The organism is Marivita lacus, from assembly GCF_014637725.1.
GTDB lineage: Bacteria > Pseudomonadota > Alphaproteobacteria > Rhodobacterales > Rhodobacteraceae > Marivita > Marivita lacus.
In genome coordinates this window covers 36,500-60,216 of the sequence record NZ_BMFC01000020.1, presented here as the reverse complement: position 1 = coordinate 60,216, position 23,717 = coordinate 36,500, and the positions used below count along the sequence as shown (strand labels likewise).

Here is a 23,717-nt window from a genome sequence, read left to right as displayed (position 1 = left end):
TGCCGACGGCGAACGCCATCGGCGGCAGAGAGAACTTCGATTTGAGGTCGGTGGATGAAATCGGACATAAGGTCGGACTTATCATCGGATCGTAGCCAAAGTCAGACGGCCCCCACCGTAGCCTTACCTTGGACACAATCCGCCAGAAGCGCGTCACATATTCGCAATGGAACAGGTTATTGGGAGGTAGCCATTCCAGAGGACCTTTGGCCCCTTTCGACTGATTGGTACCGTCATCTACAGCAAACAGATTGACAGGATCATTAGCGAAAGCGCGACGTTGATCCGCGGGCCAGTCATAGGCACCACGTTACCAAGCCCAGAACAGGGGAACGACGTGGTCAATATCAAGGTCACTGCTGTTCTGAAATATTTGACCTGTGTAAGGATCAAGCCAGCGACCACGAACGACCCGGCATCCATCGTCGCTGAGGCGGATCGGACCCGTGGATAAGTCGGCGAGCTGCTCATGTCTGGTCGTTTTGCAATCACCATCCACGTCAGCCCATCCACCAAACAGCGCACGGTCATAGGGTGGTACCGCGTCTGAACTTGGGTCCAACGACACGTTGCAGGCAGAAGCGGCCAGCAAGACGCCTGCCACTAGACCACGAAGCAGGGTGGCACATTCAACAATCATTGATATGACCCGAGATTACACTGTTCCGAGGCCTGCGCATCGGTCTGGAAAGACAAGGTCATGAATCCCAGCACGATGGCTCTGATGCCGCGCAGTCTGGTGTGGTCGTAATATTCGCGGCATGCGGAAAGCAGCGGTCTGGCCGAGATCGGTTTGCAATAAGCGAGACACAAATGGGGATGACGTCGCCAGCCACATGGTCAATTTCTTTGATCTGCGGCGCCGACAAATCACTTTTTCCAGTACGGATATCATTTAGCGACTGCAAAAACGATATCGTTGTCTGAACATCTTCGTCTGCTTTTTTGTAGAATGTGTGCCATTCAACGGGGCGCAGCAATACGGACTGCATAAACCCGTCCACCCACGGCTCCCAGAAAAACAACTCTCCCGTTTCACTTTCACCGTAGATGGGCTGGACCGCCGCCATCGTTGAAAGCTCAGATGCCACAACGTCAAAATGCTCCAGCAAGACATCGATTGTTGTCTTAGCAATATGCTCGTTTGGAAACTGTGCACCTCGCGCCTCACCCCAAACATGCGGCAGCCACTCGGACGAACTGATATAAGCCGGAGTGATAAGCACTCCTGTGACAAAGCCGTCGAATTCACTCACTGTCATTGGTACAGCATTTTGTGGCATGTCGCGCAAAACGCGGCTCAGCTGTGCCAAGCGCTGTTTTGACCGCGGCATATCACACATCCACCAGTACTTTCCCATAAACTTCATTTTACCACGCCTACCCGTATCCGCTCGATCTCCATTAGCGCCTCTTCAAAAGCCTCGCTAGTCCCAGCTCATTCCTATAGTGAACCTGCCCTCCCCAAAAGGGTCGAAAGAAGCGCGGCCCTCAATGCCTCTCGGGTAAAAGTGAAATCTCCCGAACTTTTAAGGTCTTTTTGCGCAATAGGGTTATATTGATAATCTTTTGCCGCGAAATCTGATGAAATAGAGAATCAGCAATTGCGTCTGTCACACCGATTCCTTCGGTTTGGAAAACTCAACATGTTCTCGGATCAACATTCATCAGACATCGGCATTAAGCGACGTGCCAAACTTGCGTCGCAATCATTCTGCGGAGTCGTTCCTTGCCACTGCATCAAATGCAGGGTTATCGGTGTCCTCGCCCTCGCGTACGCCCCGTATAAATCCCGTCGCCACATCCCAGAAAAAGAGCCCCAGCAACACCAGCATCCAAGCGACAGTCAATGCAAGTCGAAGCGTCAGTACAGACAGCAACAAAGCACCTGTCACGAGCATGTAAGCTATCTGCAGATTGGCAGCCTTCTTGCCCCGAAGTTGTACGCCAGCCAGCTTGAAAGACGAGTACTGTGGCTTCACGAAGTTGAAGGTCCCTGCCCCGTTCTTTATCGAGCTACTCACACCTGTTTTAGAAAGGTTAAATCCCAAGGATCCTGCACGCCAGCGCCCAATCAGTTGAAAGCGGCCGTTCTGCAAGGCAATCCGCGTGCCATTTGCAATTCGCGACGAGGCACGCACGCCTTTTGAAGAATTCGCTGTGACGTTAACCGGCCCAACCGATTGCTCGCCCCGCACCGCGATACCACCCGTCCGCGACGCTCGTGTATGTTTGCGCCGGTGCTCAATCCGGACCTGCTTGCCTTGTTCGTCTTTTTTGCCGAAACCAAACATCAGAAGCCCTTATCAATCCACGACGGGATAATAAGGCGCACCCCAATCTTCTTTTGGGTTCGACATCATCGTGTCGACAAAGACGGGCAGAAGGCTCAGCAGCAACTCCGCCCCATCACGCACCTGTTTTCGGTTCACCTGACTGCTCCAGGTCGCGCCACCATGCACGAGCTGGTTGCGCAACACATAAAGCCGGTCAAAGAGGATGCTCAGCAGCTTCGCTGTTTCCTGCTCTTCAATTGCATATTGCGCCGCTTTCTTGGCATTTTCAAAGCGCAGTTCCCAATTGTCATACTGGGTATCGCCATTGTGAAACTTCCAGAACGAACTAAAAATGTACTTGTTGTCGAGAAGCTCGGCGACCACACCTTCGAAGTGGTGCCAGATTTCATGACCGATACGACCTTTTGGGTCGCACAGCACAAGAGCATCGAAGAATTTCTGGAAATCTGCACGCGCGAATGACCCGGGATCGTCCCCCATGTCCTTCGCGTAGGCAGCGTTGAACGCGATCCAGCTGAAGATGAACGCGGCGTCCGGATCATCGTCAATCAATGCTGCCGCTCGGGCAATCCAGCTGATCGACCGGTGCGTGCGCAAGTTCAGCGCTGACGGATTTTGCTCCCGTAACTGCCTGTGCTTGTCCCGCAAGTAATCGAATTCGTTCGATACATCTGCCATCGCGCTCACCCTCCCAATCGACCCGCAACGGCGTTACCCAGACGCGACGTGATCAGCACCAAGACGGCGCTGCCTCCCGTGCTTGCGCCACCGTCACTCCAGCGCTCGCTTCTTACGATGCCATTCAAGATCCTGCGCAAATTGCACAGGCAGAGAGTTTGAATAGTCCCAAGGTCGCCCTCGAGCCGTCGGATAAATTCCGGCGCCAGCGTTTTTTCCCGGTCCCCCATGCCCTCTGCGCTGTCATTGCAGACGAAGCCACAGGAATAGGCGGCGTCAACGAAGTCAGACCATTCACCCCATTTGATCGGCCGAAGCCGCGTGCTGCGCGAAGCAGTTTCATGCCAGACCAACAAATTTCGAAATCGCGCGCCCACAAACCGCACCTGCTGGATGGTCAGCTTTTCTTCCAGGCTGAATGGAGCTTCGCGAATGCCAGGATCATTTTGCAGGACTGGCATCTTCAGACTGGCTCCCCGCGCGCGATGCTGGACTCCAGCCCCTCGATGAATGCGTCGATTTCTTCAAGTATGGAGGGATCGTGCGGTGATGCCATTTGCATATCTAGGAGCGCTTGGCGCGCCTGCTCAAAGGTCATCCACCCAACTACGGTGTCCGCCGGTGCGTTCCATCGCTCGCGGCGCCACGCAATGTACCGGCGACGATCACTGTCTGACAGCAGGTTGGGCGCGTAGAATGCGACAAGCCTGGCACCAAGCTGACGCAGTCGGGCATCTTCGAAGGTTGCCACGATTTCTTGCCGACGCGGCCAATCTGCCGTCTGAAACTCTTTCAACCGAGCTTTGTCGTCCCAGCCGTAGAAGCCGTCGAAAATCTGCTCTTCGACATGCCTGGGCGCAGCGTCGGGATCGGCGGAGTAACGTTTGGCCATCGCATCGATCAGCCGCTGCCGCAATTCTGGCGCCTCTGCGAGCGCTCGGGCCCTCCGCTGGTGCTCGTCCTTCACGGCCACCGGTGGTAAGAGCACCGGGACCTTGTTGATCGAGATAGAACGCATGGGGCGAGCGTCCTCGTCCAAGGCGGCCATCAGGTCCTCGTCAGACGCCGCAATCAACGCATGCGGGTCCATCGCATCGAGATCAAAGAGATAGGCATGGTTCTGGTTCTTGGCAGCATAGCCACAGAGACACCCTATGATTGCCTTTGGGGGACCGCCTCCAAAGCGCCCAACCAACTCGATTGGTTCATACCGGTCCAGCTGCACCTGAACATGTCTTTTGTCGCGGTTGGCCAGAAGCTGCCCCCAAAGGACGGGCGCTCGCTCTGCGATCAGCCGTGCAAGGTGGATCGTAGCCTCTACATCCCCCAAAGCATCATGTGCGTTGTGTTCCTGAAAACCATTCTCCGGTGCCAAGCGATCCAGCTTGAAACGGACCCGTCCCGTCTCATCCACTGGCCAGTTGAACTGGTCGGGTTGGCGTTGAAACACCGCAAATACGGCTGTCATGATGTCGAAGCGCGTGTTGCTATTGAACTGGGTGGCGAAAATCTCGGGCTGAAGGTTCTGATAAAATAGCTGACGCAACATTTCTTCATCAAAACGGATGCTGTTGAACCCTGTCCAGATCGCCGGCGACCAACGCGCCACCAATGCGGTCAGTTCCTGAGCAAACTCAAACAAGCTCGCTAGGTCAGGATCGACAAGCTGATGCGGCCGCACCCCAGTGACTGCTAAGGCCTGCGGCGATGGGATGACGTGCGGTGCCAAGCGGCAACGCAGGTTCACCCGCTCGATCTCGTTGAAGTTCGAGTCTGTAAGGATCGCTGCAAACTGCAGAGGATGGTCGAAGGCTAGCGACGTGCCCGTGGTTTCAAGATCGAAAAATGCAAAGTTCATGAGGTTACTTAAACAGACTAAGCATTCAGGTCACGAAGTTTTCCAGCTCAGACACCCAGGGTGCGTCCGTATTTGACATAAGCACGTGATATGTCTTGCAGATCATCAAGGAGGCCGCATGAAAAACAAGTACGAACAGGAATATTTGATCGAATTAGCAACAAGAATTGCCCTAAATTTTCGCGCGCGAAGCGCTGCGGCACAAGAATTGTCAAACTGGCTGGAAAATCACGATTTAGGTTTTGACTGGGATCCAGACTTTGATTCATTCAAACAAAAAGGAGTCCCAGCAGACATTTGGAGTCAGCTGCGGGGTCTCATGACTGAGCTGGACAGAACAAAATATGTCCCTAAACCGGACCCACTTGCGCGCAATATTGACGTTTTGGCCGCTCACGTGGCTTTGAATTCTGACGAACGTAAAATTTTCGAACTGGCCGTTCGCGCAACACGCAATGGCCCTGTCCGGTCGTTGTGCACCGGTCTAGTCGACGACGCTCGGCTTCCGGTGGAAGATGCAATTACAAGCCTAACGGGACTTCCATCAGCAAGCGTGCGGAGTGCACTTTCCTACTCCGGTCGATTGTTATCTTCCGGTTTAGTGCAATTCGAAAAGCACCCGTTTCATGGGCTTGGACTAGCTCCACTAAATCTCATTGTAGAAGCCCTCGAACCCCCGTCGCGCAGCCTGGACGATATCCTGAGCAAACTATTCGCCCCTGTCAGCTCCACGACGGTCGCCTGGGAGGATTTCGAGCATCTTGGCGCTGGGCGCGACTTTGCCTTCCGCCTGCTGCGCGGTGCCCTTGATCGCTGCGAAAAGGGCGTGAATATTCTGCTGCACGGAGCGCCCGGGACTGGCAAGACGGAGTTCTGCAAGGCGCTTGCAAAGCGTCTCGGCGCGGGACTGCATGCTGTCGGCGAGGCTGATGATGAGGGCGACGAACCGTCTCGCTTCGAACGTCTGCAGCAATTGCGTCTCGGCCAACGGCTGCTCACTGATCAGGGCAACAGCCTGATCCTATTTGACGAAATGGAAGACCTGTTTCCCGGGCTCGACAATGGGCTCTTCGGTCTGTCGCTCCGCCGCTCCGGCTCGAAAGTCCACATCAACAGGCTTTTGGAAAACAACCCAATCCCAACCCTGTGGACGGCCAACAACATCAGCGACTGCGATCCAGCATTCCTGCGACGGATTTCCTTCACGCTGGAGTTGCGGACACCACCGGTTTCTGTGCGGAGCCGCATCTGGGAAAAGCTCGCCAAGCATCACCAGGTTGCTCTGCCCAAAGAGCTCTGTCTAGAACTCGCACAAAGCATGGAGGATGCGCCCGCACTTGCCGATAGCGCACTTCGCGCAGCGCGAATTACACGCGGTGGCGCGGACGATGTGAAGCTTGCGGCATCTGCGATTTCGCGTGCCGTGCGCGGCGGGCACACCCCGCTCGTAGCACCGAGCAGTGTCAGATTTGAGCCTGAACTGGCCAATGCTGACCATGACCTTGCCCTGATCACAGAAAGGTTCGTCGCCTGCGGTCCAGCCAATACCGGTGGACTGTGCCTCAGCGGCCCTCCCGGCACCGGCAAAAGCGCCTTTGCCCGCTATCTCGCAGACCGAATGCAGATGCCGGTCCTCGAGCGGCGCGCCTCTGATCTTCTGGATCGTTATGTCGGCGGGAGCGAACGCAACATCGCCAATGCCTTTGCCGAGGCGCGCGACACCAGCGCGTTTCTTGTGTTCGATGAGGCGGACTCGCTCTTAGGAGCGCGTGATGGTGCAAGGCATCGCTGGGAAATCTCGCAGGTAAACGAGATGCTTACATGGATGGAAAACCACCCCCTGCCCTTCGCCTGTACTACCAACCTCATCGAACATCTGGATCCCGCCACGACCCGACGCTTCAGTCTCAAGATAAGCTTCTTGCCTCTGAGCGCCCAGCAACGAGAAGCATGCTTCCGTCGCTTCTTCAAAGCCGAACCGCCATCCGGGCTTTGGGCCCTCGACCAGTTGACGCCCGGAGACTTTGCAGTTGTCGCCAAACGATCGAAGCTTCTCGGCATCTTTCACCCCGAGGCAGTCCTAGTCGAACTGCGCCGCGAGCAGACCGCAAAGCCAAACATCCGGAACCCTATCGGGTTTCGTGCTGCAAGCTGATTGAAGGACTCCATCTGCTGTCGCGCGAGCATTCGCAGGCGCGGCTTGAAGCCATGGCGCGTTTCCGTCAGTCTGAAGGAAATGGAGGTGTCCCAATGCGTTATGGCCGATTGGCAGATCTTGTAAGGCTGGCCATGCAGATGCAGGGCCGGGCCGATGGTCTGTCGCTCGATGACATCGGACAGACCTATGAGGTGTCACGCAGAACAGCGGAGCGGATGCGCGATGCGATCCGCGACGCATTTCCACAAACGGAGGAACTTTTAGAGGAAGGCGGGCGGAAGCGTTGGCGCTTGCCGCCTGGCACCGCAGGCCGCCTTGCCGACCCGACTGTAGATGATATCGTCACCCTTAAGCGTGCCGTCGACCTCGCTCGACAGTCGGGCGACTTTGGCACCGCTGAGCGCCTCGACATGTTGTCAGACCGTTTGCGTGCTCGCCTACCAGGCAAAAAACGGGCACAGCTTGAGCCTGATATCGCCGTACTCCTCGAAGCAGATGGCGTTGCCCTACGCCCCGGTCCCCGCGAGCGCATTCCGGGAGAGACGCTTCATACGCTCCGGGAAGCTATTCTCGCCGGGGTCTGGGTCGACGTGGATCATCGCACGCGCGCCACCGGTCTTTTGAGCCGCAACGCGCGCCTCGGACCTATTGCCATGCTGCTTGGTGAGGGACGCCAGTACCTCGTTGCTTTTAGCGACTATGCGCAAAGCGTGCGTCTTTTCGCACTGGCTGGTTTTGAGCGGGTCGAGATGACGGGAGACGTTTTTGAACGCCCGGAAGACTTCGAGCTAGACGCCTGGATGCAGCAATCCTTCGGAATCTGGCGGGAAGATAGCTACGATGTCGTTTGGCGCTTCACACACGAAGCTGCGCCCGATGCGCGCCTCTATTTGTTTCACCCGACACAGGTCATGACCGATGAGCCCGACGGAAGTTTGACCGTATCATTCCACGCAGGGGGGCTGCGCGAAATGTGCTGGCACTTGTTCAGATGGGGCAACCAGGTCGAGATCTTATCGCCGCCAGAATTGCGCGCTGCCATGATCGCACAAGTTGATGAGGCGAGGCGCCAATGCCCTTGACGAGTATTGGCGACAACGAATTCAACAGCATTCGGTCCTTCCCAAGATAGCCCCTATCGATGAATAGCTACATTTTCCAGGCTGAGATAGCACGAACCGGCAAAATGCGAGTAAGTCACAAGGGGACCATCGGCTCCTGCTGAATAATCAAGGCAAAGCGCGTTTGCGCTCTGAAGCTCGGGGTTACCGGACATCCAGTAGTGCCCGAAAAAGACGGGCGTATCGCCATCAGGATAAATGGCCGTGGACAAATCATCAGACAGGGGCGTGTCTGGAAGCTGATTGATGTCTGGCACTGACATCGCAACCTGACGCCAAGTCCTGGCATCGCTGTTCCACCATTTCAATCTGACATGATGCCGAACCTTTCCTCCCTTGTCCTCAAAGAAATGTGGATAAGGCAAACGCGCCTCCGGCCCTTTTGCAACTGCTTCAACAAGATCGTAAAACGCATCTCCTTTTCGGCCTGCCCGGATCAACTGGTCCTCAGATAGGACGCCGACTCCAGTCTGTCGCCTTAGGTCATCAATTGCTGACTGGATCCACGCCGCATGAACAGCGCGAAACTCGTCAGTTTCGATAAACAGCGGCAACCCCTTCATCCAGTTCAGCACATCCTTTGTCTGCGGCGCCCCTAGAGGGAACTCTTTCAAAAAGCTTTCGTGCTGATCCAAGTTACCCTTGTCATGTACTCGCAGCGGCGCCCCGTTGTCCGGATCATCCGTATGGAAGTGGATAGCATTCAATTCGTGGTTGCCCATGATGGCCTGGGCGCGCCCCGCATCCATTAGTTCGCGCACAATCCTGATGACGGCACCATTTTCAGGGCCGCGATCGATGAAGTCCCCCAGTAACACGATTTGGCGATCTGGCTCGGGATGCACCCATGTTGTTCCATTCCGCCGCCAGCCAAGGTTCTTCAGCGCAAGGCGCAGCTTCTCGGCCTGACCGTGGATGTCGGGAATTATGTCTGTGATACTCATGCCATTTCGCCACCTTGCAAAGCGCTAAGCTCGATACCTACCTTTAAATAGCGCGCAGTCCAGTCTTTCCCATCCCAGTCATTCGGCATTTTAGAAGATAGTCCTTTTTCACGCAGCAGCTCATGCTCCTCCTTTGTTATTAGAACGCCATGCACAAAGCATCTTAGCACTTTTTCGACTTCTTGTTTATCCGGCCAAGCGCATAGAAGAGTTTCAATAACAATTCTCATTGGAACAGCATGATCATAGTCCAATGCACTCGCCTGCAACCCCTCAGCTGCCTTACTTCTTTTTCGTAGATTTGAGTGTTTGGATACGTCACGAATTTCCCAAACAAAGTAGATTGTTTCTCGGAGAATTTTTGAATATGATGTTTTCGGAAATCCTGCATTACGCATCTCGTGCGCTAACGAAATTAAAGAAAATATCACTTGAAGCCTTTTTTCTTCATCTATCATTTTGATGGTAGCCTTTTATTGGTTAAAATCTCTACAATTCCACGATCAATCCAATGGATTACCAAATCCGGCTCGATTGCCTCATCGCAGTCTGAAATGACGGCTCTGTAAGCTTCAAGTTGTGTGAAATATGTTTCGAAGCTTCCCCCACCGCTCTTGTGATCGAGGATCAGTCGTTTACCGTCGCCCGTAGCCAGCAGGTCAATGATCCCGTTGAATTCCGCGCCTGAAGCCTCACGTTTCTGTATTGGCACCTCGCACTCGACCTGCGTATAGCCTTCGTCCGTCAGCCATTTTTTGAGCGCGTCCGCTTGAGCTTGCAGCAAATCCAGCGTCGCCTCGTCAAATCCTGTTGCAGCAGACAAACGCGGACGCAAGTCCGGGCGCAGCAACAGAACGCGCATCGCTTTGTGAAGGGCGGTGCCACGTTCGCTGGCTGACGCGACAAGTGAGACTGCTTGTGGCGGTACGTCCAACGGCACGATACGCGTCTGAACATCAGGCAGCGGAACCTCCTGCACGATCAATGAAGGCCGAACGCGCCACACCGTCTGCTCGGTCTTGAGCATGGACCGCAGCTCACCAAACGCCAGCCTTTCCGAGGCCTCTTGAACATGGAACCCTTCCAGCAAGCCTGGGGCCTCAGCGCTGCACATCAATGTGCGCGCCGGGAAACTGGAACCGCCGATTTTCAGGCCGCCGGCCTCCGGCTCCATGCCCGCCTCCAGCACCAGCATTTCAGCGTGGTTCGCAGGCCCATCGCTTTCGCCGAGCTTCTTCAACGCAAAATCCGGCCACTCCAGGATCAACCGATCGCGCCCTCGGGTCAGGGCCACATAAAGCAAGCGCCGCGCGTCGGCTTCCGATGCCAAGCGACGATCGGCAATGAAGGCATCCTTCTTCTCCTTGATCGGTAGGTCGGGTGTCCAGATCAGAAGGGCCCGTTCAAGGATGGCGCTCAGATCGCTGAAATCCGTGAACTCGGCGCGCAAGGTCCCAGGCTTTTCCCCGATTTTCTTGTCGAGACCGACAACCACGGTAATCGGCCATTCCCGCCCCTTCGAGGCATGCCAGGTGACAATCTCAACCCCCTGCCCGGCGCTTTGACCGGGATCAGGGTGGCGGTCAAAATCGCGCTCTTCACGACGAGCTTCGAGCCAGCCCAGAAAAACCTGCGCACTCGCGCCATGGAAGCCAGCTGCTGCCTTGAAGTCGCGATGGGCCGAGACGAATTCGCTGATCTCCGCGTAGAACCGCATTAGATCGGCATGCGCTTGTACCGCCTCTGGCATGCGCGCAGCCCAGTCAATGATGCCTGCGGCTCTGAGCACTTGCGGGAGCAGAGTTTCAAGCGGTATGGCGGGTGCAGTCTCAGCCAAGGCCCGCAAATCAGCAATCTCAGCACAGGTTTCCAGTTCACCATCGGCAAGCAGGCTCATCGCCTGCTGAAAAGGCATGAAAGATGGTCCGAGGGTCAGGAGCGCGAGGGCCGCATGGCGATCTGTGGGATCAACCGCGAACGCCATCGCGTTACGCGCCGCCATCACGGCGGGCGAGTCCAGCCAACCTGTTGCGCTGATCCGGACAGGGACACCTTGCCGCTTGAGCGCCATCGCATAACTAGCCGCCATCGAATGGGTCGGAGCAAGAATGGCAATGTCGCGCGGCTCGACAGGGCGGAATGTCGGTGCCTTGGGATCACTCTCCCGCTCCACCACCGGCCCAGCCTCTTCGAGGATAGCCGCAATGCGCGCTGCGACATGCTCCTCTGGGCGGGATTTCTTCGACCGGCGCCCTTCCGGAATGCGTAGCATCTCGGCAAAGGTCTCACCAGTTTCCGGCCGCTGCGGCTCCAGCGAAAAATAACCCTCCCCGAACAGCCCCGCCGAAATCGCATTCACCATCTGCATCAGCCGCGGATCGGAGCGCCAGTTGCCTGTCAGCGGCGAGGCCGCTTCCGGGTTCTGCCTCTCGAGCGCCTCGCTCAGGCGGGGGTCGGCCCCCTGGAAACCCATGATTGACTGCTTGGTATCTCCCACGATCAACACGCGCTTGGCAGATTGTGCGATCCGCCAGAGAAGCGCGAACTGCACCGGGTTCGTGTCCTGGAACTCGTCGATGATGACGCAATCAACTTCAGACAAAAGCGCGTCGAGGATTTCCGGGCGTGTCCGCAGGAGGCGCTCAGCGTCACAGATCATGTCAGCATAGTCGATGACACCCGCTTCGCGCTTCATGTCGGCGTATTTCGACGTAACCTCCTGAGCGCCATGGATAAGCGCCTTGAGATGCGCGCAGGCATCCTCCAAAGGCCCGGGGTGGACCACGATATCCGTGGCCGCCGCAATTACCTCATCAGAGAGCGCATCATAGCCATCCGGTGTCGGCGCCCCCCGCTTCGACTGACGCAGCCCACTCAGGGCTTTCCAGAGGCCCCAATCCCGGCGGAGCTCCCCAGGGCGCTGGGCTCGCTTCATGTTGCGGAAGTCTTTTCCAAACGCTGTGCGCGCCGCGTCTGACGTCGCATGGACGGTAAGATCGTTGGGGAACCTAGCCAACAGCGCGTCAATCGCCGCAAGGAGCCGCACCTCAAGGGGCGCCCCGTCGGGCTCCACCCGACCATAGATACCCCGCAGGCGGGCGACCGCAGCGTCCGCCAGTTGCGAGTCATTGCCTTTGTCGCCGAGCCCCCTCAAGAGATCGATGGTGGTCAGGATCCTGCCGCGAAAGCTGTCTTCCTGGCTCGCATTCGAGAAGAAGCTCGACCGGTACCCAAAGCGCGGCAGGTCGGCTTTCACAGCCTCAAGCGACTGCGCATGAGCCATGGCTTGGCGGATCAGTAGATCACGCTCTGCCTCGGCCAGAGCGCGCGGCTGCGGCGAGGCCCCAGCGGCGAAAGCATGCTCTGACAGGATACGCAGGCCCAAGCCATGGATGGTCGAGACATAGGCCTGTTCGACAGCCAGCGCCGCTTCAACCATGCCCTCGGCCAGAAGGCTCGCCCGGATACGGCCGCGCAATTCCGCGGCCGCCGCTTCTGTGAAGGTAACCGCCAGAATTCGATCGGGCGCGACAAGGCCATCTTTGACCCATTTGGTCAGGTCGGATTTGATCCGGAAGGTTTTCCCCGAGCCTGCCCCGGCTGGAACGATGGTCAGCATCTCAGTCATCGTTGTCCTCCTTGCTGTCTTCCGTCTCTGTCCCAGGCATCATGAACCGCGAGACAAGCGGCGAGACATCCAGCGCATAGGGCGCGAGGTTCGCTGTTTTCTCGAAGAATTTGCGGTCATCTTCGCTGTTGAGGCGGATCAGACCTGCTTCTACCTCGGCGAGCCGCGTGATCAGCAAATCAAGGGCCTGAACTGATATCTCGCCCTCCACGACGGTGACGACGCCGTCGGGTGGCTCCAGCCCTTCGAGTAGAACGCCCTGGTCGTTGATCAGGTGATAGGCGACCCCGATCTGCGGGTTACCAGCCAAGGCGGTCTCGAGCACTTCGCCGGTTCTTTCGGGCCGTTTGAGCATTTCGCGATAGAGACCGAGTTGCAGATCCCACCCAGCCTCAAGGCGCGCGCGGCGTTTGGGCGTGCCGCTTTTCTTATGATCCACGACCAGAAGGCTACCGTCTTCGAGCTGGAGAAGGCAGTCAGCGCGTCCGCGCAGCAATATGCCCAGTGCCTCGCCCTGAAGACCGATCTCATTGTCGATCACGCGGGCACCGAGGCCTTCGAGCGTGTTGCGCCAGGCAAGGGCTGCGGTGCGGATATCGCGAAGCAGCCCCTCACGTTCTACCGCCCAGATCGACCGCTGTAGGAACGGCGCATATTTGCGGATCGCCGAGGACAGCAATTCCGGCACCGCAAGCTCGATCTGGTCATGATCTGGCAACGGTGCATCCTTGGGAAACAGGAACTCCAGAACGTCATGCGCGATGGTGCCCGAAACCATGACGTTGAGCCCATCAGGGGCCCAAGTCACCGGCTCCGCTCCGAACTCGGACAGGCTCCAGGCAAGCGGGCTGACCATGAGGGTTTCCAACCGGCTGGGCGACTGAGGCCGCATCCGCCCATCATCGGCAAGGCGGCGGCGAAGCAGATCCCGATCCAGACGCAGGATGCCATCTTCCGGAACGGCGCTGGGCTGCGCATCGTTGGCTGCCTTGACAACCCGATGGGCAAACGGCCAGCGATCGCGTGGAAGCGCGCGCAGATCATGGATCAACACTTCGGCATCCTCGGTCCCTTTTTCGCCATTCCCGACGGTGCGGGCCACCAGCGACACGGCCGCCGCAGGAGCCTGGCGGCTACCATTCGGCGCGAAGACAGGGCGCAAGAGGGTCAAGGATTCCGAAGCGCACAAGAACTGCCGGCGAAGCTTTTCAAGGCGCCGCGCCAGCGCATCGCCGCGCGTTTCAACATGAAGCCCAGTCTTTTCACGCAGGAGCCGAAGTTCGCCATCAAGAAAGAGAGGCGAGGCGGAAACCGCGCGCGGCCAGCGATTGCCACTCATGCCCATGGCAATTAGATGCCGTACTGGGCGCCACGGCATGGCCGCTTCCGTGAACACGCTCACGCCCTCGACAAAAGCTTCCGACGGTGACGGCTTGGGCGTGGCGGGTGTCGCGATACGGTAGAGCGCAGTCCAATCCAGCGAACGGCTCTGAGACAGCGCGGCCCGAATCGTTCCAATCTTCGAGCGGAATGCAGCGACCGTCTCGCGCTGCTCGGCCGCATCACTCAAAAGCTGGGTTGCCTGCTCGAGGGCTTTCAGTATGCCGTCTGGCGTCTGAACAATGTTGCTTCGGACCAGCTTGTAAAAACGCTGCGCGCGCCCAGTCAGGGAATTCGCTGCGAAAGGCTCGAACCGGCCCTGCATGATCTCACGCGAGAGCTTTAGCCCCGTCTCAGACGACCATGGCATCAGAGGCGAGATGTAGAGGCTGGCGAGCGCCATGGCGGGCGCAGGCGCTTGGAAACACAACAGGAGCTGAAGGAGCGTTTCGCCGGCTATGTCGCGGCGCTCTGGCTGCACCGGCAATCCCGAAATCGGAACGCCGGCGGCATCGAAGGCGCGCTGCAACTGTGCAAAATATCCGACGTCGTCAGGTACCAGAAGACCGATCTGTTGAGTTGAGACGCCTTGATCGATCAAGCGCTGGGCCCGCGCCGCCGCAAAATCCGCTTCCTCTGCCTCATCGCGCAACGCGAAGAACGCCAAGGTGTCGTCCAAAGGCCCGGATGGGATGGATGCGCCCGTCAAACCTTGCTGCGCACGCCACAAACTTGTGCCCTCGGCTGCACCCGTCACGAGCGGCGCGCGGCGCGCTGCCCATTCTACCCGTAACGCGTCATCGGCGAGCGCGTGATGTTCCAGCAATTGCGCATGCATGCGGCGCTCAATGGGTGACGCGAAGCAGCATGGATCACTGGCCATCAAGGGAAGCGGCTCTAGCGCGTCGCCAGATGCGCAAGCCAGCACATGGGCGTAAACCCGTAGATCCTCCGGAAGCACTCCCGGGGCATTACGCAAGAGCTCGCAGAGCGCGGAGAGGTGCTTGTAAAGGCGGCTCTCGCGATCGAGCGCCCCGAGGCGAACCTCATCCGGGTTCAGGCCATGGGTCGCCACGGCAAGGCTGCGCAAGGCCGTTGAAACCGCGGCAGCCGTTTCAAGCGGCGCAACTGCCATGCTGGCCGACCAAGGGAACGCCCCATCTGCCAGCACTGAGTTCAGATCGACCGCCATCGGGCGTGGCGCGAGATAGGTTTCCGCCAGAAGGTCGGACGTGATGGCCCGAAACGCGCCCGTGCCGGCATGAACCGTCACGAGAGGCTCAAGACTGTTCATTCGTACCTCCTCGCCAAGATTGGCAGCGCGCTACAATTGTTCTGGACCGCTTCGTAAGCAGAACCCTCTGCAGTCAAGATTTCTGAAAGTTCGTCGAAACGAGTCATCGACCGCTAAGTTCTTTCTAAATAGCATTTTTTCTTGGATAGAAGCTGATTACAACCCTCCAAACCGAACCACACGTCCGGAAGTGACGTATGCGCGATGTAGCATTTGGAAGAATCAAAAATAAAAGGATGATCCATTGGCCCGAACGAGTATTTCGCACCCCTTGCGCGTGGATGACCTGCCCGTCGGCAACGGGAGCATTGGAATCACGTTTTGCCCAGGCAAGAAAGGTGACAGTGTCTTTGGTGCGCCATGGGATCGCGACCTCGATCTCGACTTGGACGTGATAAAGGCATGGCGTGCCAACATCGTCTTGAGCCTGATCGAAGACCACGAGTTCGAGATGCTGGGGGTGCCCAAGCTGGGCGCAGCGCTCAAGGCGCGCGGCATCGAATGGGTCCACTTTCCAATTCGAGATCTGGACACCCCCACGGATGACGCCATGGGTACATGGGCCGCGCTTTCCGCGCGGTTGCACGCCACATTGGAGCGTGGCGGCCGCGTCCTTGTCCATTGTCGCGGTGGCCTGGGCAGAGCCGGAACGATTGCTGCCTTGATTCTCATCGAACGCGGGTGGTCAGCCCCTCAAGCGATCAGCGACGTTCGCGCCGTTCGTCCAGGTGCAATTGAAACTGCGGAACAGGAACGCTGGGTGAGCCATCGCAGCCGCCATGACGGATTATCAGGCATTCGGCTTCATTCAAGCCTTATCGGTGGCGCTTTTGGGGACAGTCTTGGTGCCGAAATCGAGTTCCTGTCACTCGACGCGATCAGGCGCAAATTCCCGGACGGGATGTTAGACCTTCCACCGCACCAGGGCCTGCGCGGCGCGATCACGGACGACACACAAATGACGCTGTTTACAGCAGAAGGACTGATCAGGGCACATGTTCGCGGTTCGCTCAAGGGGATTTGCCATCCGCCCTCAGTGGTGCATCATGCCTTGCTGCGATGGTATCGCACACAAGGCGGCAAGCCTCGAGTTGAGACTGACGAAGTGGGCTTGATATCCGAACAGCGGCTTTGGGCGCGTCGCGCTCCAGGTTTGACGTGTCTGTCGTCCCTTGGAGCAGGCCGCAACTTTGGAGCGCTCGCAGAAAATGACAGCAAGGGCTGCGGGACGATCATGCGCGTGGCACCGGTGGCGCTGATGATGCCGAGGGATCAGGTGCGCTCCATCGCGATCGAGACTTCTGCCTTGACCCACGGACATCCGACCGGCCAGTTGGCCGCGGCAGCTTGGGCCGAAATTCTGGCCGATGTAGCAACCGGGGCCAACCTAGAGGAAGCCGCGTCTAGAACGGCCACGGAATACGAGCGGCTCGAGAACAGTGATGAAACCGTGCGCGCAATCCGCAAGGCGCTGGACGCCCGGCGTGATGGCATCCCAGAGACAGTTGAAAGCTTGGGTGGCGGCTGGACCGCCGAGGAAGCGCTGTCGATTGCCCTCTATGCCTGCCTTGCTGGAACGACTTTCGACGACGCGCTTCAGATCGCTGTGCTGCATAGCGGCGACAGCGACTCGACCGGGGCAATCGCAGGCAACATGATGGGCCTGATCGATCCCCTAGCTGCTCTGCAGCATCGTTGGGGCCCAGTGATTGAATGCGCCGACATCATCAGCCGTTTGGTGCGCGATTACCTGCGACTCGAACGCGAACATGACGGCGTCAGGAGATTGGCTCGAACCTATCCTGGGACATGAGCAACGAGCTGTGTCATCCGGCACCTAAATTTTTCAACCGATAAAGGAGCGACCCAACACGCATGAGCAAAGGACGCAAACCGCGCTACGAAGAGCAGCGGACCGCAAAGAAATGGGTGCAGGTCTATGTCGACACCTACAGCTTGGAGGAACACGCGATCGTCTCCGAGTCCATGACTTACGATCATGCCTTGCGCGCACTCGACAAGGCGCGCGAACAGGAAGGCCCTTTCGGCTTCGACCACTTCGAACTTCGGCAGGTACCCATAGCGCAGGAGCCAAAATGCTGATCGCAGACTGTAAGGGCTGCAGCTATTTTCACTCGGCCATTGGTATAGGCTTGGGTGCCCGCTGCACACATCCAGAACACAGGATTGACGCACAGCCGTCGATGCCCTTGATTTCAGCGATTCCAAATTGTCAGCGGTACAAAGCCCGTGAAGCCGAAAAGAATAGCAAGCGGTCAGCAGAAAAGGATTGAGGCATGGTTAGTAACGAAAAGAACAGAGCATTAGCTGATGACAGACGGGAGGGTGAAACCATGGATCTCCTCGGGAGAGAATTGCACACGGCACTCTTCGTGGAAGAATATGACCATATTTACGACAGCGCCTCTGAAGCCAAGGACCGCCTACGTGGCGTAAATCCCATGGGGATTGAATACATCAAAAAGACGAACGCGTATCGCGCCGCGCTGGGCTTCGCACCTTTGCAGGTTGGACGGGTTGCGCGCAATGATGATACCTTTGCGTGGGTCCGAGAAAAACTTCAGCAGGGAGAAGAAGCGCAGCTGCGTCAAATCATAGAAAATCGTGCCCGCGAGACGCGTGATTGCGAACGTCGGAAAGAACAAGCACAACAAAACTTTCCGACGAACGATTATCTGGACCAAATGATCGACGACATGCTCTCTGGCCCGAAGTTCATTCGTAAAGGACAAGACAGAACAGAGCCGAAGATAATCGCGTTTCGCATTTTGGGCGAACTGTTCAGCATGAAGGTTGCGGGAAACAAGGACATAGAATTTTTTCGCCAAATCAGGCGCCTTCTGCCCAATCAGTCTGAAACTGAATATCAAGCTCTTCACCAGAATGCGATGAACGATTGGATGGAACTCTATGGTTATTGATGGGGCGAAAAGCAGTCACCACGACATCGCAGACCGTATTCAGCCACTCATTCAAAACGCAAACGTCGATCGTATCTACTACTGTCATGGGTTCGCGTCACACTTCGACAGCAACAAGGACAAGATCCGCGCGTTGAGTGCCGTTACAATCGTGGACGGAAACACGGTCGATTATACGCTCCCACCACATAAGGTTTTCGAATCATTTCAAAAAGCAATGGCCATACGTAAGGATTACTTGGTCGTTGGCACAAGCATGGGTGGTTTCTATGCCGCATGGCTCGGAACTGAACTTGGCTTACCGTATGTAGCCATCAACCCGGCTGTTACCCCTTCACATTCACTTAGAAAATATATTGGAGAGGGCTCAACACACTATGGATCGCGATTCATCCTGCGAGAAGAGACTGTCGAGGCCTATAACGCACTGCCGTTTCGAACGGATGGCCAAGGGTTTGTTGCCCTCGACATGGGCGACAAAGTCATCGACCCGCAGGTAACGCTGGAAGTCGTTGGGGATACGTTGCCTGTGGTGACCTTTCCAGACGGCTCTCATCGCTTTGATCACATGCACGAGTTGGCGGCCGTAGTCCGCTCGACATTCTTTAGATCGCCACGGCGGGGCAGGCCGTAGCATGCACTACGAGTTGGTGCTGTGACCTATGCAGGTACGATTATGAAAAAGGGCGCGGGGGGACACGACAAATGTTGACCTGGCGTTGACCAGAAACTGGACGCGCAATTCCCAAGTGTTTTACTAGGGAACTAACAGTTTGATAAGTTGGGGATTTATGGTTGCGGGGACAGGATTTGAACCTGTGACCTTCAGGTTATGAGCCCAAAGCCGAACGATTCCAATAACTTATGAAAACCAGTCGCTTAAGCGAAAAGCCTTTGTTTTAGCGTAGCTTCGTCCCTGCATACATCAGCATTCGTACGTAATCAAAAGCAAAACCAGCACTAAGCCCGCAGTCGCAGGTTGATGTGGCGTTGATGTAAGCTGATGATATTTGCGCCGGTCGTAATCAGCTCCGGCCCAGAGCCCCTGTAGAGAACATGCTCGGCGACCACATTGCAGCTAGGTTCAATTCTTTGGGGCGTTCTGCCGGGTCAACCTGGCGTCTCTTGGGAAGCCCACCTGTTCGGCGCAATCGCGGGCGCAGCTGCTGCATTCGTTGTACGAACACACGTCCATGCTCCGCGCCTCGGCGGCGTCAATCAGGAATGAAGCAGCACACTCGGCCCATTACGGACCTTCAGCAGCCTTGCCGATGCTACGCAGCAGTTTTCCTTGAGCAGCAATTCGTCCCTGCTCGAAACTTCGGTCGGATCACGAAGGTTGACCACTTCACAAATTAATTGCTTAGCTGAGCGCTCGCGAGTATCGTTTTCCCATGTTGGGGTCAGGCAGCATGCACGAGCAAGAACACAAAATTATTAGCTTGGTATTGAACGAGATGGCGTTCGAAGGGGCAATCAAACATTTTCACGAAGCGCCGCCCGACGTCCCACGAAATTTGTTTGAAGATCTAAAGGCGATTGGCATTCCCGGCCGTTACGATGGCAAGATCCAGGGTTACCGCTACGTGGATATCGAGTTCGACGACGAGAAGTCGGTGTTCGAGAATTGCTACAGAGAACTTAGAACCATCAGGAACAACATTGTCCACGCCAACAAGGCCTACCGACCAGATCCATCCGAGCGCCTAAATGACCTACTGGACTGGGCTCAAGGCTTCATCCACAGTGTCTACCAAACCAATTCTCGCTTAGCAGAACGTGCCAAGGAAATCAAAGTAACATTGGGGATCGAGAACTTCTGATGGTCGCAATCTACTGCGAACTTCAGAGTCTACAGTACTAGTAGGAGCAGCCGAAGCCGGCCCTGACCGGACCATCAAGGTGAGCGCCAGTGCCGCACCACAGCCTCAGCGAAGCGGCCACTCATCCCGACCGCAGCATTCCCAACGATCTGAGGTCACACCACAACCGAACTCGCTACGGGCCCTCTACGATTGAATCGGACCCGAAATCTCACCTGTCTTCCTGAGGTAAGGTCTGAAATATCGACCCCGCTCAATGCTGTCATATGAGCAAAGATTTGCTTGGGATAGCAGCCTGACTGAATAAAGAAATAGTCATCTCTAACGGAAGCCACTGACCCAGTTTGCTGCGCGATAAACTGATCGATGACTCCCTCCTCTGGGTTCGGACGCTTCCGATAATCACTGCTCGAGCGGGTACTGATCTCATCGAAGAGGTTCCGACATTCCTCAATCTTTCCAGCCCAAAAGAGATAGCACGCATGGAAGAATCTTGCATCAAGCGCGTGATCTCCAACACCATAGCTAGCCCCGAAGTGGCCCTCAATCTCTGGTGAGGTGGATCGATTGTGTTCGACCAACCGGAGAGCAAGTTCCAGATGCAATAGCTTGTCAGACGGAAAGCGTTGCAAACCTGCTCGTAGAGCTTCGATGGAATTCTCGAGTTCACCTCCGCTGGCTTGAACCTGGGCAAGGCGCAAGAAGACGCCTGAATTCTGAGCCTTCAGGGCAGTAGCTTGCTGCAAGACTCGCTTTGCCCTGACCTCATCGCCGAGGCGCTGCCACAGTCTTCCTTCCGAGGAGGGAAATTCTGCCTCTCCTGGAAAGTCACGCCGCGCCTTGTCCAAGCGCTCCTTCGCCTGTGCAACTTTCCTATCGAACTCGATGATCATGTATTCCTTTGGGTCTTCCGGAAGGGCACGCAGGAGGTCGATCACCTCATCGATCAAGAGATTGCAGAAGGTAAGAGATTTCCGGGGGTCATTTGTCAAAATCTCATTGAGAAATCTTCGCGATTGCGCCCTCAGCTGCTCAGCCCTTACCTGAGACGACGCTGCATTTGCCTTTCGTCGTGAGACCTCCGCAAGCGTGTGGACATAGATATGATTGTTCTGATCGAGTGTCCGTGCGGTCTGAGCCAATTCCTCTGCGTAGTCGAGTGAACCCTTCGAATGCTGCATTTCAAGAAGTGCCGCCTGCTGAAATAGAAAGGCGCTCTCCGGCAATGCCGCCGTGGCAACTTCGAAAATCTTCCTCGCATGCTCAACAACGGCAAAGGTCCGTGCGATATTCCGCCCCTTGCAAATGTTCTCGAGAACGCGCCGGTCTGAAGAGTACCCAGGATCCAGCCCACCAACAATCCTCGAAAGTTGCACTGAACGAGCTTCATCGGAATCGCAGACGGCGCGGAAAACAATTTCGGCGACGTGGGAGTGTCGGGTCTCGTATCCATGATCACCCGTGAATCGGTCAACACTGATTCGCACAATATCGGTCAGTGGCTTAATAAACTCGGATTTGAAGTCATCAAATCGGATTCCACTAATTCTCGAAATCGCCCCTGCACGCGCCGTTACTCCGAATTGATGCATTGTGGCAATATCTAGATACAAACTCTTGGCTGCGTCTCCTAGAACTCGGTTGAACTCATCGAGAATGATTTGCTCGAAGGGTTTACCCTGCGTAAGCTCATGAAGCGCGACAAGCAGCTGTCGATCGGCGCGGTCCTTGCTTAGGAAAGCCTCAATCTGTTCAGCCCGGTTTAGGTTCGTAAGCTGTCCAAGGCATCGGTGGCGTGCGAGAAGATCGACCAAATCCTCTACCTCGCGCCCATTGAGCCTTCTTAGTGTCGAGGTGGATGGCAGGAAGGCATCGAGGCCGCCGCAGTAGGCAGTCCACTCTGCCTCACGTTCAGACAGAACGACCGTCACTTGGACGTTCTTTCGCTTCAGGGTGTGCAGTGCCCTTTCCAACTCCTCAGAATGAAGCGAAACGTGATCGACATAGACCATAAGACGCAAGCCGCTCAGCGCCCAAAGCTCTTCAATGATTTCAGCTCTCAGGATACCGTTGGGCTTAAGCCACAGTACAAACTGGTCGAGAGCAGTGGCGGCATCGAATGCCGCACGACGAAGCGCGATAGTCTTGCCCGAGCCCGCCGCACCTTCCAGTACGAACATCCTGATAGCCGGGCTATCAGGAGCAACATCAACAGCTGCGTACAGCAACTCTTCGCCAAGCTTGCGAGCAAAATCATATTTTCGGATGATTCCAGACCAACCATGGTCGTAGCCGGAGTAGAAACCTTCGGCCGACACTTCGTCAAATGGCATTGCTGCATGAACATAGTCGAAGTCGCGCTCGAGCGCCTCGATGAGCTGATCGGATGGATGTCCGTTCTTAAGGTGCTTTAGATAAGGGCGTTGCCCGGTATCAACGGGTGGCGCCAGAACACGAAATAACTGTGGGACCGAAGAGTCTAGAGCATCCATAAATCCCGAGAAGGTTGTCGAGAGAACCTCGACACCCTTTTTGTCCCAGAACCGGACGTCATGCTCATCGCCGCCAGGTGAAACCATGTACCAGCGCGGGCGACGAGTCGGATCGATCTTGTAAATGAGATCACGAATGTGCGGATCGGCCAAGCGGTACCCAATAAAGATTAGTACCGAGGATTGGGCCCAATCCCTTAGGCGGTTAAAGAGGAGGTCTCTACTCTTTTCATAAGTCGCATAGTGTTCATTCGAAAGCACGAGGGGAACATCCCGATCGAGACGGTGATCGAGGCAACCATGAAGCTTGAAGAGAGCAACAGGGTTTCTCTCATCCCGAAGTCGATCCTCGTAAGGCTCTTCGTTCTTCACGAACGGAATGCAAGTCTGTAGGGCTGCTGTGTTTAGCACATAGCCCTGCTCGATAAAGCGATCATAGTTTGTTGTAGCGAGTCCGCGCCAACGGAAGTCTCCCAACTTTTCGTGCGCCTTTGAGGTCGTGTAATCCTTGAACTCACGCGCCACCTCATCGAAAACTTGCGGCTCTCCTGCTCCAGCGTTGATAGACATCTCTGCAACCGTCGCAAGGTCGCGCTTTTCGTTCTTGGTCCCAAGAAATTTTGTCGCCAGATGATCGCGCAGGTCATCAGCACTGGGTGGGCGTCGGCCGTCGGTGCTTCGACACTCCATCGACGCGCCAGCGCCCAAGACAACCACCGCGCGGCCTTCCTTTACGGCCTCTGTCAAGACATGAGGCAACTCCAGTTTGATTTTTGGCGTGTTTGATTCAGCCATTCTATTCCCTAGGTGATGCCGCGCAGTTCACACAAATATGTTTAATTACCTTCCTGCCCAAGCCCGCTACATGTACAGAAAACAGCGTTGGCTCTGCAAGTCTAGCCGCCACAGTTGTATTGTCTGATCAATGTCGGCTTTGTCAGAAGACCTAGGACCTTGGCCTGCCGCGAAAGTCAGGTTTGCGCCAAAACTGCGTCAGCTTGTCAGACTGTCACCTCTCAGCACTTTGAGTCGTCCCAAATTTTCTTCATTAACACGCAGGGACTTACGATCCCTCTTGCTCCGAATCAAAAGCCGTTGCAGC

At 56.2% G+C, this 23,717-nt stretch carries 18 protein-coding genes and 1 pseudogene; 8 read left to right on the top strand and 11 right to left on the bottom strand.

The features are described 5' to 3' along the window. The 6 genes and pseudogenes from IEV82_RS24085 to IEV82_RS21485 form a co-directional block, all read right to left on the bottom strand. Positions 1-286 (bottom strand): annotated as a pseudogene (locus IEV82_RS24085) (hypothetical protein); the annotation flags it as partial. Between the two features lie 412 nt (positions 287-698). Beyond that, positions 699-1,370 carry a UPF0149 family protein gene (locus IEV82_RS21505; protein WP_188484149.1) on the bottom strand — a complete coding sequence of 224 codons (672 nt, stop codon included), beginning with the start codon at positions 1,368-1,370 and terminating at the stop codon, positions 699-701. Between the two features lie 339 nt (positions 1,371-1,709). Continuing rightward, on the bottom strand, positions 1,710-2,294 hold the full coding sequence (locus IEV82_RS21500; RefSeq protein ID WP_188484148.1) for a hypothetical protein: 585 nt from the start codon (positions 2,292-2,294) through the stop codon (positions 1,710-1,712). Positions 2,295-2,306: 12 nt separating this feature from the next. Next, positions 2,307-2,975: a HEPN domain-containing protein gene (locus tag IEV82_RS21495; protein WP_188484147.1), complete on the bottom strand. Its 669-nt coding sequence runs from the start codon at positions 2,973-2,975 to the stop codon at positions 2,307-2,309. Positions 2,976-2,980: 5 nt separating this feature from the next. After that, positions 2,981-3,436: a hypothetical protein gene (locus IEV82_RS21490; RefSeq protein WP_188484146.1), complete on the bottom strand. Its 456-nt coding sequence runs from the start codon at positions 3,434-3,436 to the stop codon at positions 2,981-2,983. A gap of 2 nt (positions 3,437-3,438) precedes the next feature. Next, positions 3,439-4,833 (bottom strand): exonuclease domain-containing protein, encoded by a 1,395-nt coding sequence (locus IEV82_RS21485; protein ID WP_188484145.1) that lies wholly within the window; start codon positions 4,831-4,833, stop codon positions 3,439-3,441. 118 nt (positions 4,834-4,951) lie between these two features. On the opposite strand from IEV82_RS21485, the gene IEV82_RS21480 reads away from it, so the two are divergent. Together IEV82_RS21480 and IEV82_RS21475 are read left to right on the top strand one after the other, a co-directional pair. Beyond that, positions 4,952-6,988 (top strand): AAA family ATPase, encoded by a 2,037-nt coding sequence (locus tag IEV82_RS21480; protein WP_188484144.1) that lies wholly within the window; start codon positions 4,952-4,954, stop codon positions 6,986-6,988. A 95-nt stretch (positions 6,989-7,083) separates the two neighbouring features. Continuing rightward, positions 7,084-8,073, top strand: coding sequence for a helix-turn-helix transcriptional regulator (locus tag IEV82_RS21475; protein ID WP_188484143.1), 990 nt, complete (start codon positions 7,084-7,086; stop codon positions 8,071-8,073). A 53-nt stretch (positions 8,074-8,126) separates the two neighbouring features. Here the strand turns inward: IEV82_RS21475 and IEV82_RS21470 are convergent, their stop codons facing one another. Genes IEV82_RS21470 through IEV82_RS21455 form a run of 4 tightly spaced genes read right to left on the bottom strand, consistent with a single transcriptional unit; the run spans position 8,127 to position 15,256 of the window. Next, the gene (locus tag IEV82_RS21470) at positions 8,127-9,056 is read right to left on the bottom strand and encodes a metallophosphoesterase (RefSeq protein ID WP_188484142.1); all 930 of its coding nucleotides are present in this window, start codon (positions 9,054-9,056) and stop codon (positions 8,127-8,129) included. After that, positions 9,053-9,514: a hypothetical protein gene (locus tag IEV82_RS21465; protein ID WP_188484141.1), complete on the bottom strand. Its 462-nt coding sequence runs from the start codon at positions 9,512-9,514 to the stop codon at positions 9,053-9,055. The genes IEV82_RS21470 and IEV82_RS21465 overlap by 4 nt, the downstream gene beginning before the upstream one ends. Then, the gene (locus IEV82_RS21460) at positions 9,511-12,684 is read right to left on the bottom strand and encodes a UvrD-helicase domain-containing protein (protein WP_188484140.1); all 3,174 of its coding nucleotides are present in this window, start codon (positions 12,682-12,684) and stop codon (positions 9,511-9,513) included. The genes IEV82_RS21465 and IEV82_RS21460 overlap by 4 nt, the downstream gene beginning before the upstream one ends. Beyond that, the gene (locus IEV82_RS21455; protein WP_188484139.1) at positions 12,677-15,256 is read right to left on the bottom strand and encodes a PD-(D/E)XK nuclease family protein; all 2,580 of its coding nucleotides are present in this window, start codon (positions 15,254-15,256) and stop codon (positions 12,677-12,679) included. Before IEV82_RS21455 ends, IEV82_RS21460 begins: the two co-directional genes overlap by 8 nt. Before the next feature lie 379 nt (positions 15,257-15,635). Here IEV82_RS21455 and IEV82_RS21450 point away from each other — a divergent pair, with 379 nt between their 5' ends. The 6 genes from IEV82_RS21450 to IEV82_RS21425 all read left to right on the top strand — a co-directional run bounded on the left by IEV82_RS21450 (position 15,636) and on the right by IEV82_RS21425 (position 20,123). Continuing rightward, the gene (locus tag IEV82_RS21450) at positions 15,636-17,171 is read left to right on the top strand and encodes an ADP-ribosylglycohydrolase family protein (protein ID WP_229747959.1); all 1,536 of its coding nucleotides are present in this window, start codon (positions 15,636-15,638) and stop codon (positions 17,169-17,171) included. A 62-nt stretch (positions 17,172-17,233) separates the two neighbouring features. After that, the gene (locus IEV82_RS21445) at positions 17,234-17,461 is read left to right on the top strand and encodes a hypothetical protein (RefSeq protein WP_188484137.1); all 228 of its coding nucleotides are present in this window, start codon (positions 17,234-17,236) and stop codon (positions 17,459-17,461) included. A 194-nt stretch (positions 17,462-17,655) separates the two neighbouring features. Then, on the top strand, positions 17,656-18,300 hold the full coding sequence (locus tag IEV82_RS21440; RefSeq protein WP_188484136.1) for a hypothetical protein: 645 nt from the start codon (positions 17,656-17,658) through the stop codon (positions 18,298-18,300). After that, the gene (locus IEV82_RS21435) at positions 18,290-18,934 is read left to right on the top strand and encodes a YqiA/YcfP family alpha/beta fold hydrolase (protein WP_188484135.1); all 645 of its coding nucleotides are present in this window, start codon (positions 18,290-18,292) and stop codon (positions 18,932-18,934) included. The genes IEV82_RS21440 and IEV82_RS21435 overlap by 11 nt, the downstream gene beginning before the upstream one ends. Before the next feature lie 438 nt (positions 18,935-19,372). Then, on the top strand, positions 19,373-19,528 hold the full coding sequence (locus IEV82_RS21430) for a rhomboid family intramembrane serine protease (protein ID WP_229747958.1): 156 nt from the start codon (positions 19,373-19,375) through the stop codon (positions 19,526-19,528). 184 nt (positions 19,529-19,712) lie between these two features. Beyond that, positions 19,713-20,123 carry a hypothetical protein gene (locus tag IEV82_RS21425; RefSeq protein WP_188484134.1) on the top strand — a complete coding sequence of 137 codons (411 nt, stop codon included), beginning with the start codon at positions 19,713-19,715 and terminating at the stop codon, positions 20,121-20,123. Between the two features lie 155 nt (positions 20,124-20,278). Here IEV82_RS21425 and IEV82_RS21420 read toward each other — a convergent pair whose 3' ends face one another. After that, on the bottom strand, positions 20,279-23,410 hold the full coding sequence (locus tag IEV82_RS21420; protein ID WP_188484133.1) for an SIR2 family NAD-dependent protein deacylase: 3,132 nt from the start codon (positions 23,408-23,410) through the stop codon (positions 20,279-20,281). Between the last annotated feature and the right edge of the window lie 307 nt (positions 23,411-23,717).

Bases quoted from the DNA above. Each gene is read 5' to 3' on its own strand.
- IEV82_RS21505 (WP_188484149.1), bottom strand. From the start codon at position 1,370: ATGAAGTTTATGGGAAAGTACTGGTGGATGTGTGATATGCCGCGGTCA.
- IEV82_RS21500 (WP_188484148.1), bottom strand. From the start codon at position 2,294: ATGTTTGGTTTCGGCAAAAAAGACGAACAAGGCAAGCAGGTCCGGATT.
- IEV82_RS21495 (WP_188484147.1), bottom strand. From the start codon at position 2,975: ATGGCAGATGTATCGAACGAATTCGATTACTTGCGGGACAAGCACAGG.
- IEV82_RS21490 (WP_188484146.1), bottom strand. From the start codon at position 3,436: ATGCCAGTCCTGCAAAATGATCCTGGCATTCGCGAAGCTCCATTCAGC.
- IEV82_RS21485 (WP_188484145.1), bottom strand. From the start codon at position 4,833: ATGAACTTTGCATTTTTCGATCTTGAAACCACGGGCACGTCGCTAGCC.
- IEV82_RS21480 (WP_188484144.1), top strand. From the start codon at position 4,952: ATGAAAAACAAGTACGAACAGGAATATTTGATCGAATTAGCAACAAGA.
- IEV82_RS21475 (WP_188484143.1), top strand. From the start codon at position 7,084: ATGCGTTATGGCCGATTGGCAGATCTTGTAAGGCTGGCCATGCAGATG.
- IEV82_RS21470 (WP_188484142.1), bottom strand. From the start codon at position 9,056: ATGAGTATCACAGACATAATTCCCGACATCCACGGTCAGGCCGAGAAG.
- IEV82_RS21465 (WP_188484141.1), bottom strand. From the start codon at position 9,514: ATGATAGATGAAGAAAAAAGGCTTCAAGTGATATTTTCTTTAATTTCG.
- IEV82_RS21460 (WP_188484140.1), bottom strand. From the start codon at position 12,684: ATGACTGAGATGCTGACCATCGTTCCAGCCGGGGCAGGCTCGGGGAAA.
- IEV82_RS21455 (WP_188484139.1), bottom strand. From the start codon at position 15,256: ATGGCGGTCGATCTGAACTCAGTGCTGGCAGATGGGGCGTTCCCTTGG.
- IEV82_RS21445 (WP_188484137.1), top strand. From the start codon at position 17,234: ATGAGCAAAGGACGCAAACCGCGCTACGAAGAGCAGCGGACCGCAAAG.
- IEV82_RS21440 (WP_188484136.1), top strand. From the start codon at position 17,656: ATGGTTAGTAACGAAAAGAACAGAGCATTAGCTGATGACAGACGGGAG.
- IEV82_RS21435 (WP_188484135.1), top strand. From the start codon at position 18,290: ATGGTTATTGATGGGGCGAAAAGCAGTCACCACGACATCGCAGACCGT.
- IEV82_RS21425 (WP_188484134.1), top strand. From the start codon at position 19,713: ATGCACGAGCAAGAACACAAAATTATTAGCTTGGTATTGAACGAGATG.
- IEV82_RS21420 (WP_188484133.1), bottom strand. From the start codon at position 23,410: ATGGCTGAATCAAACACGCCAAAAATCAAACTGGAGTTGCCTCATGTC.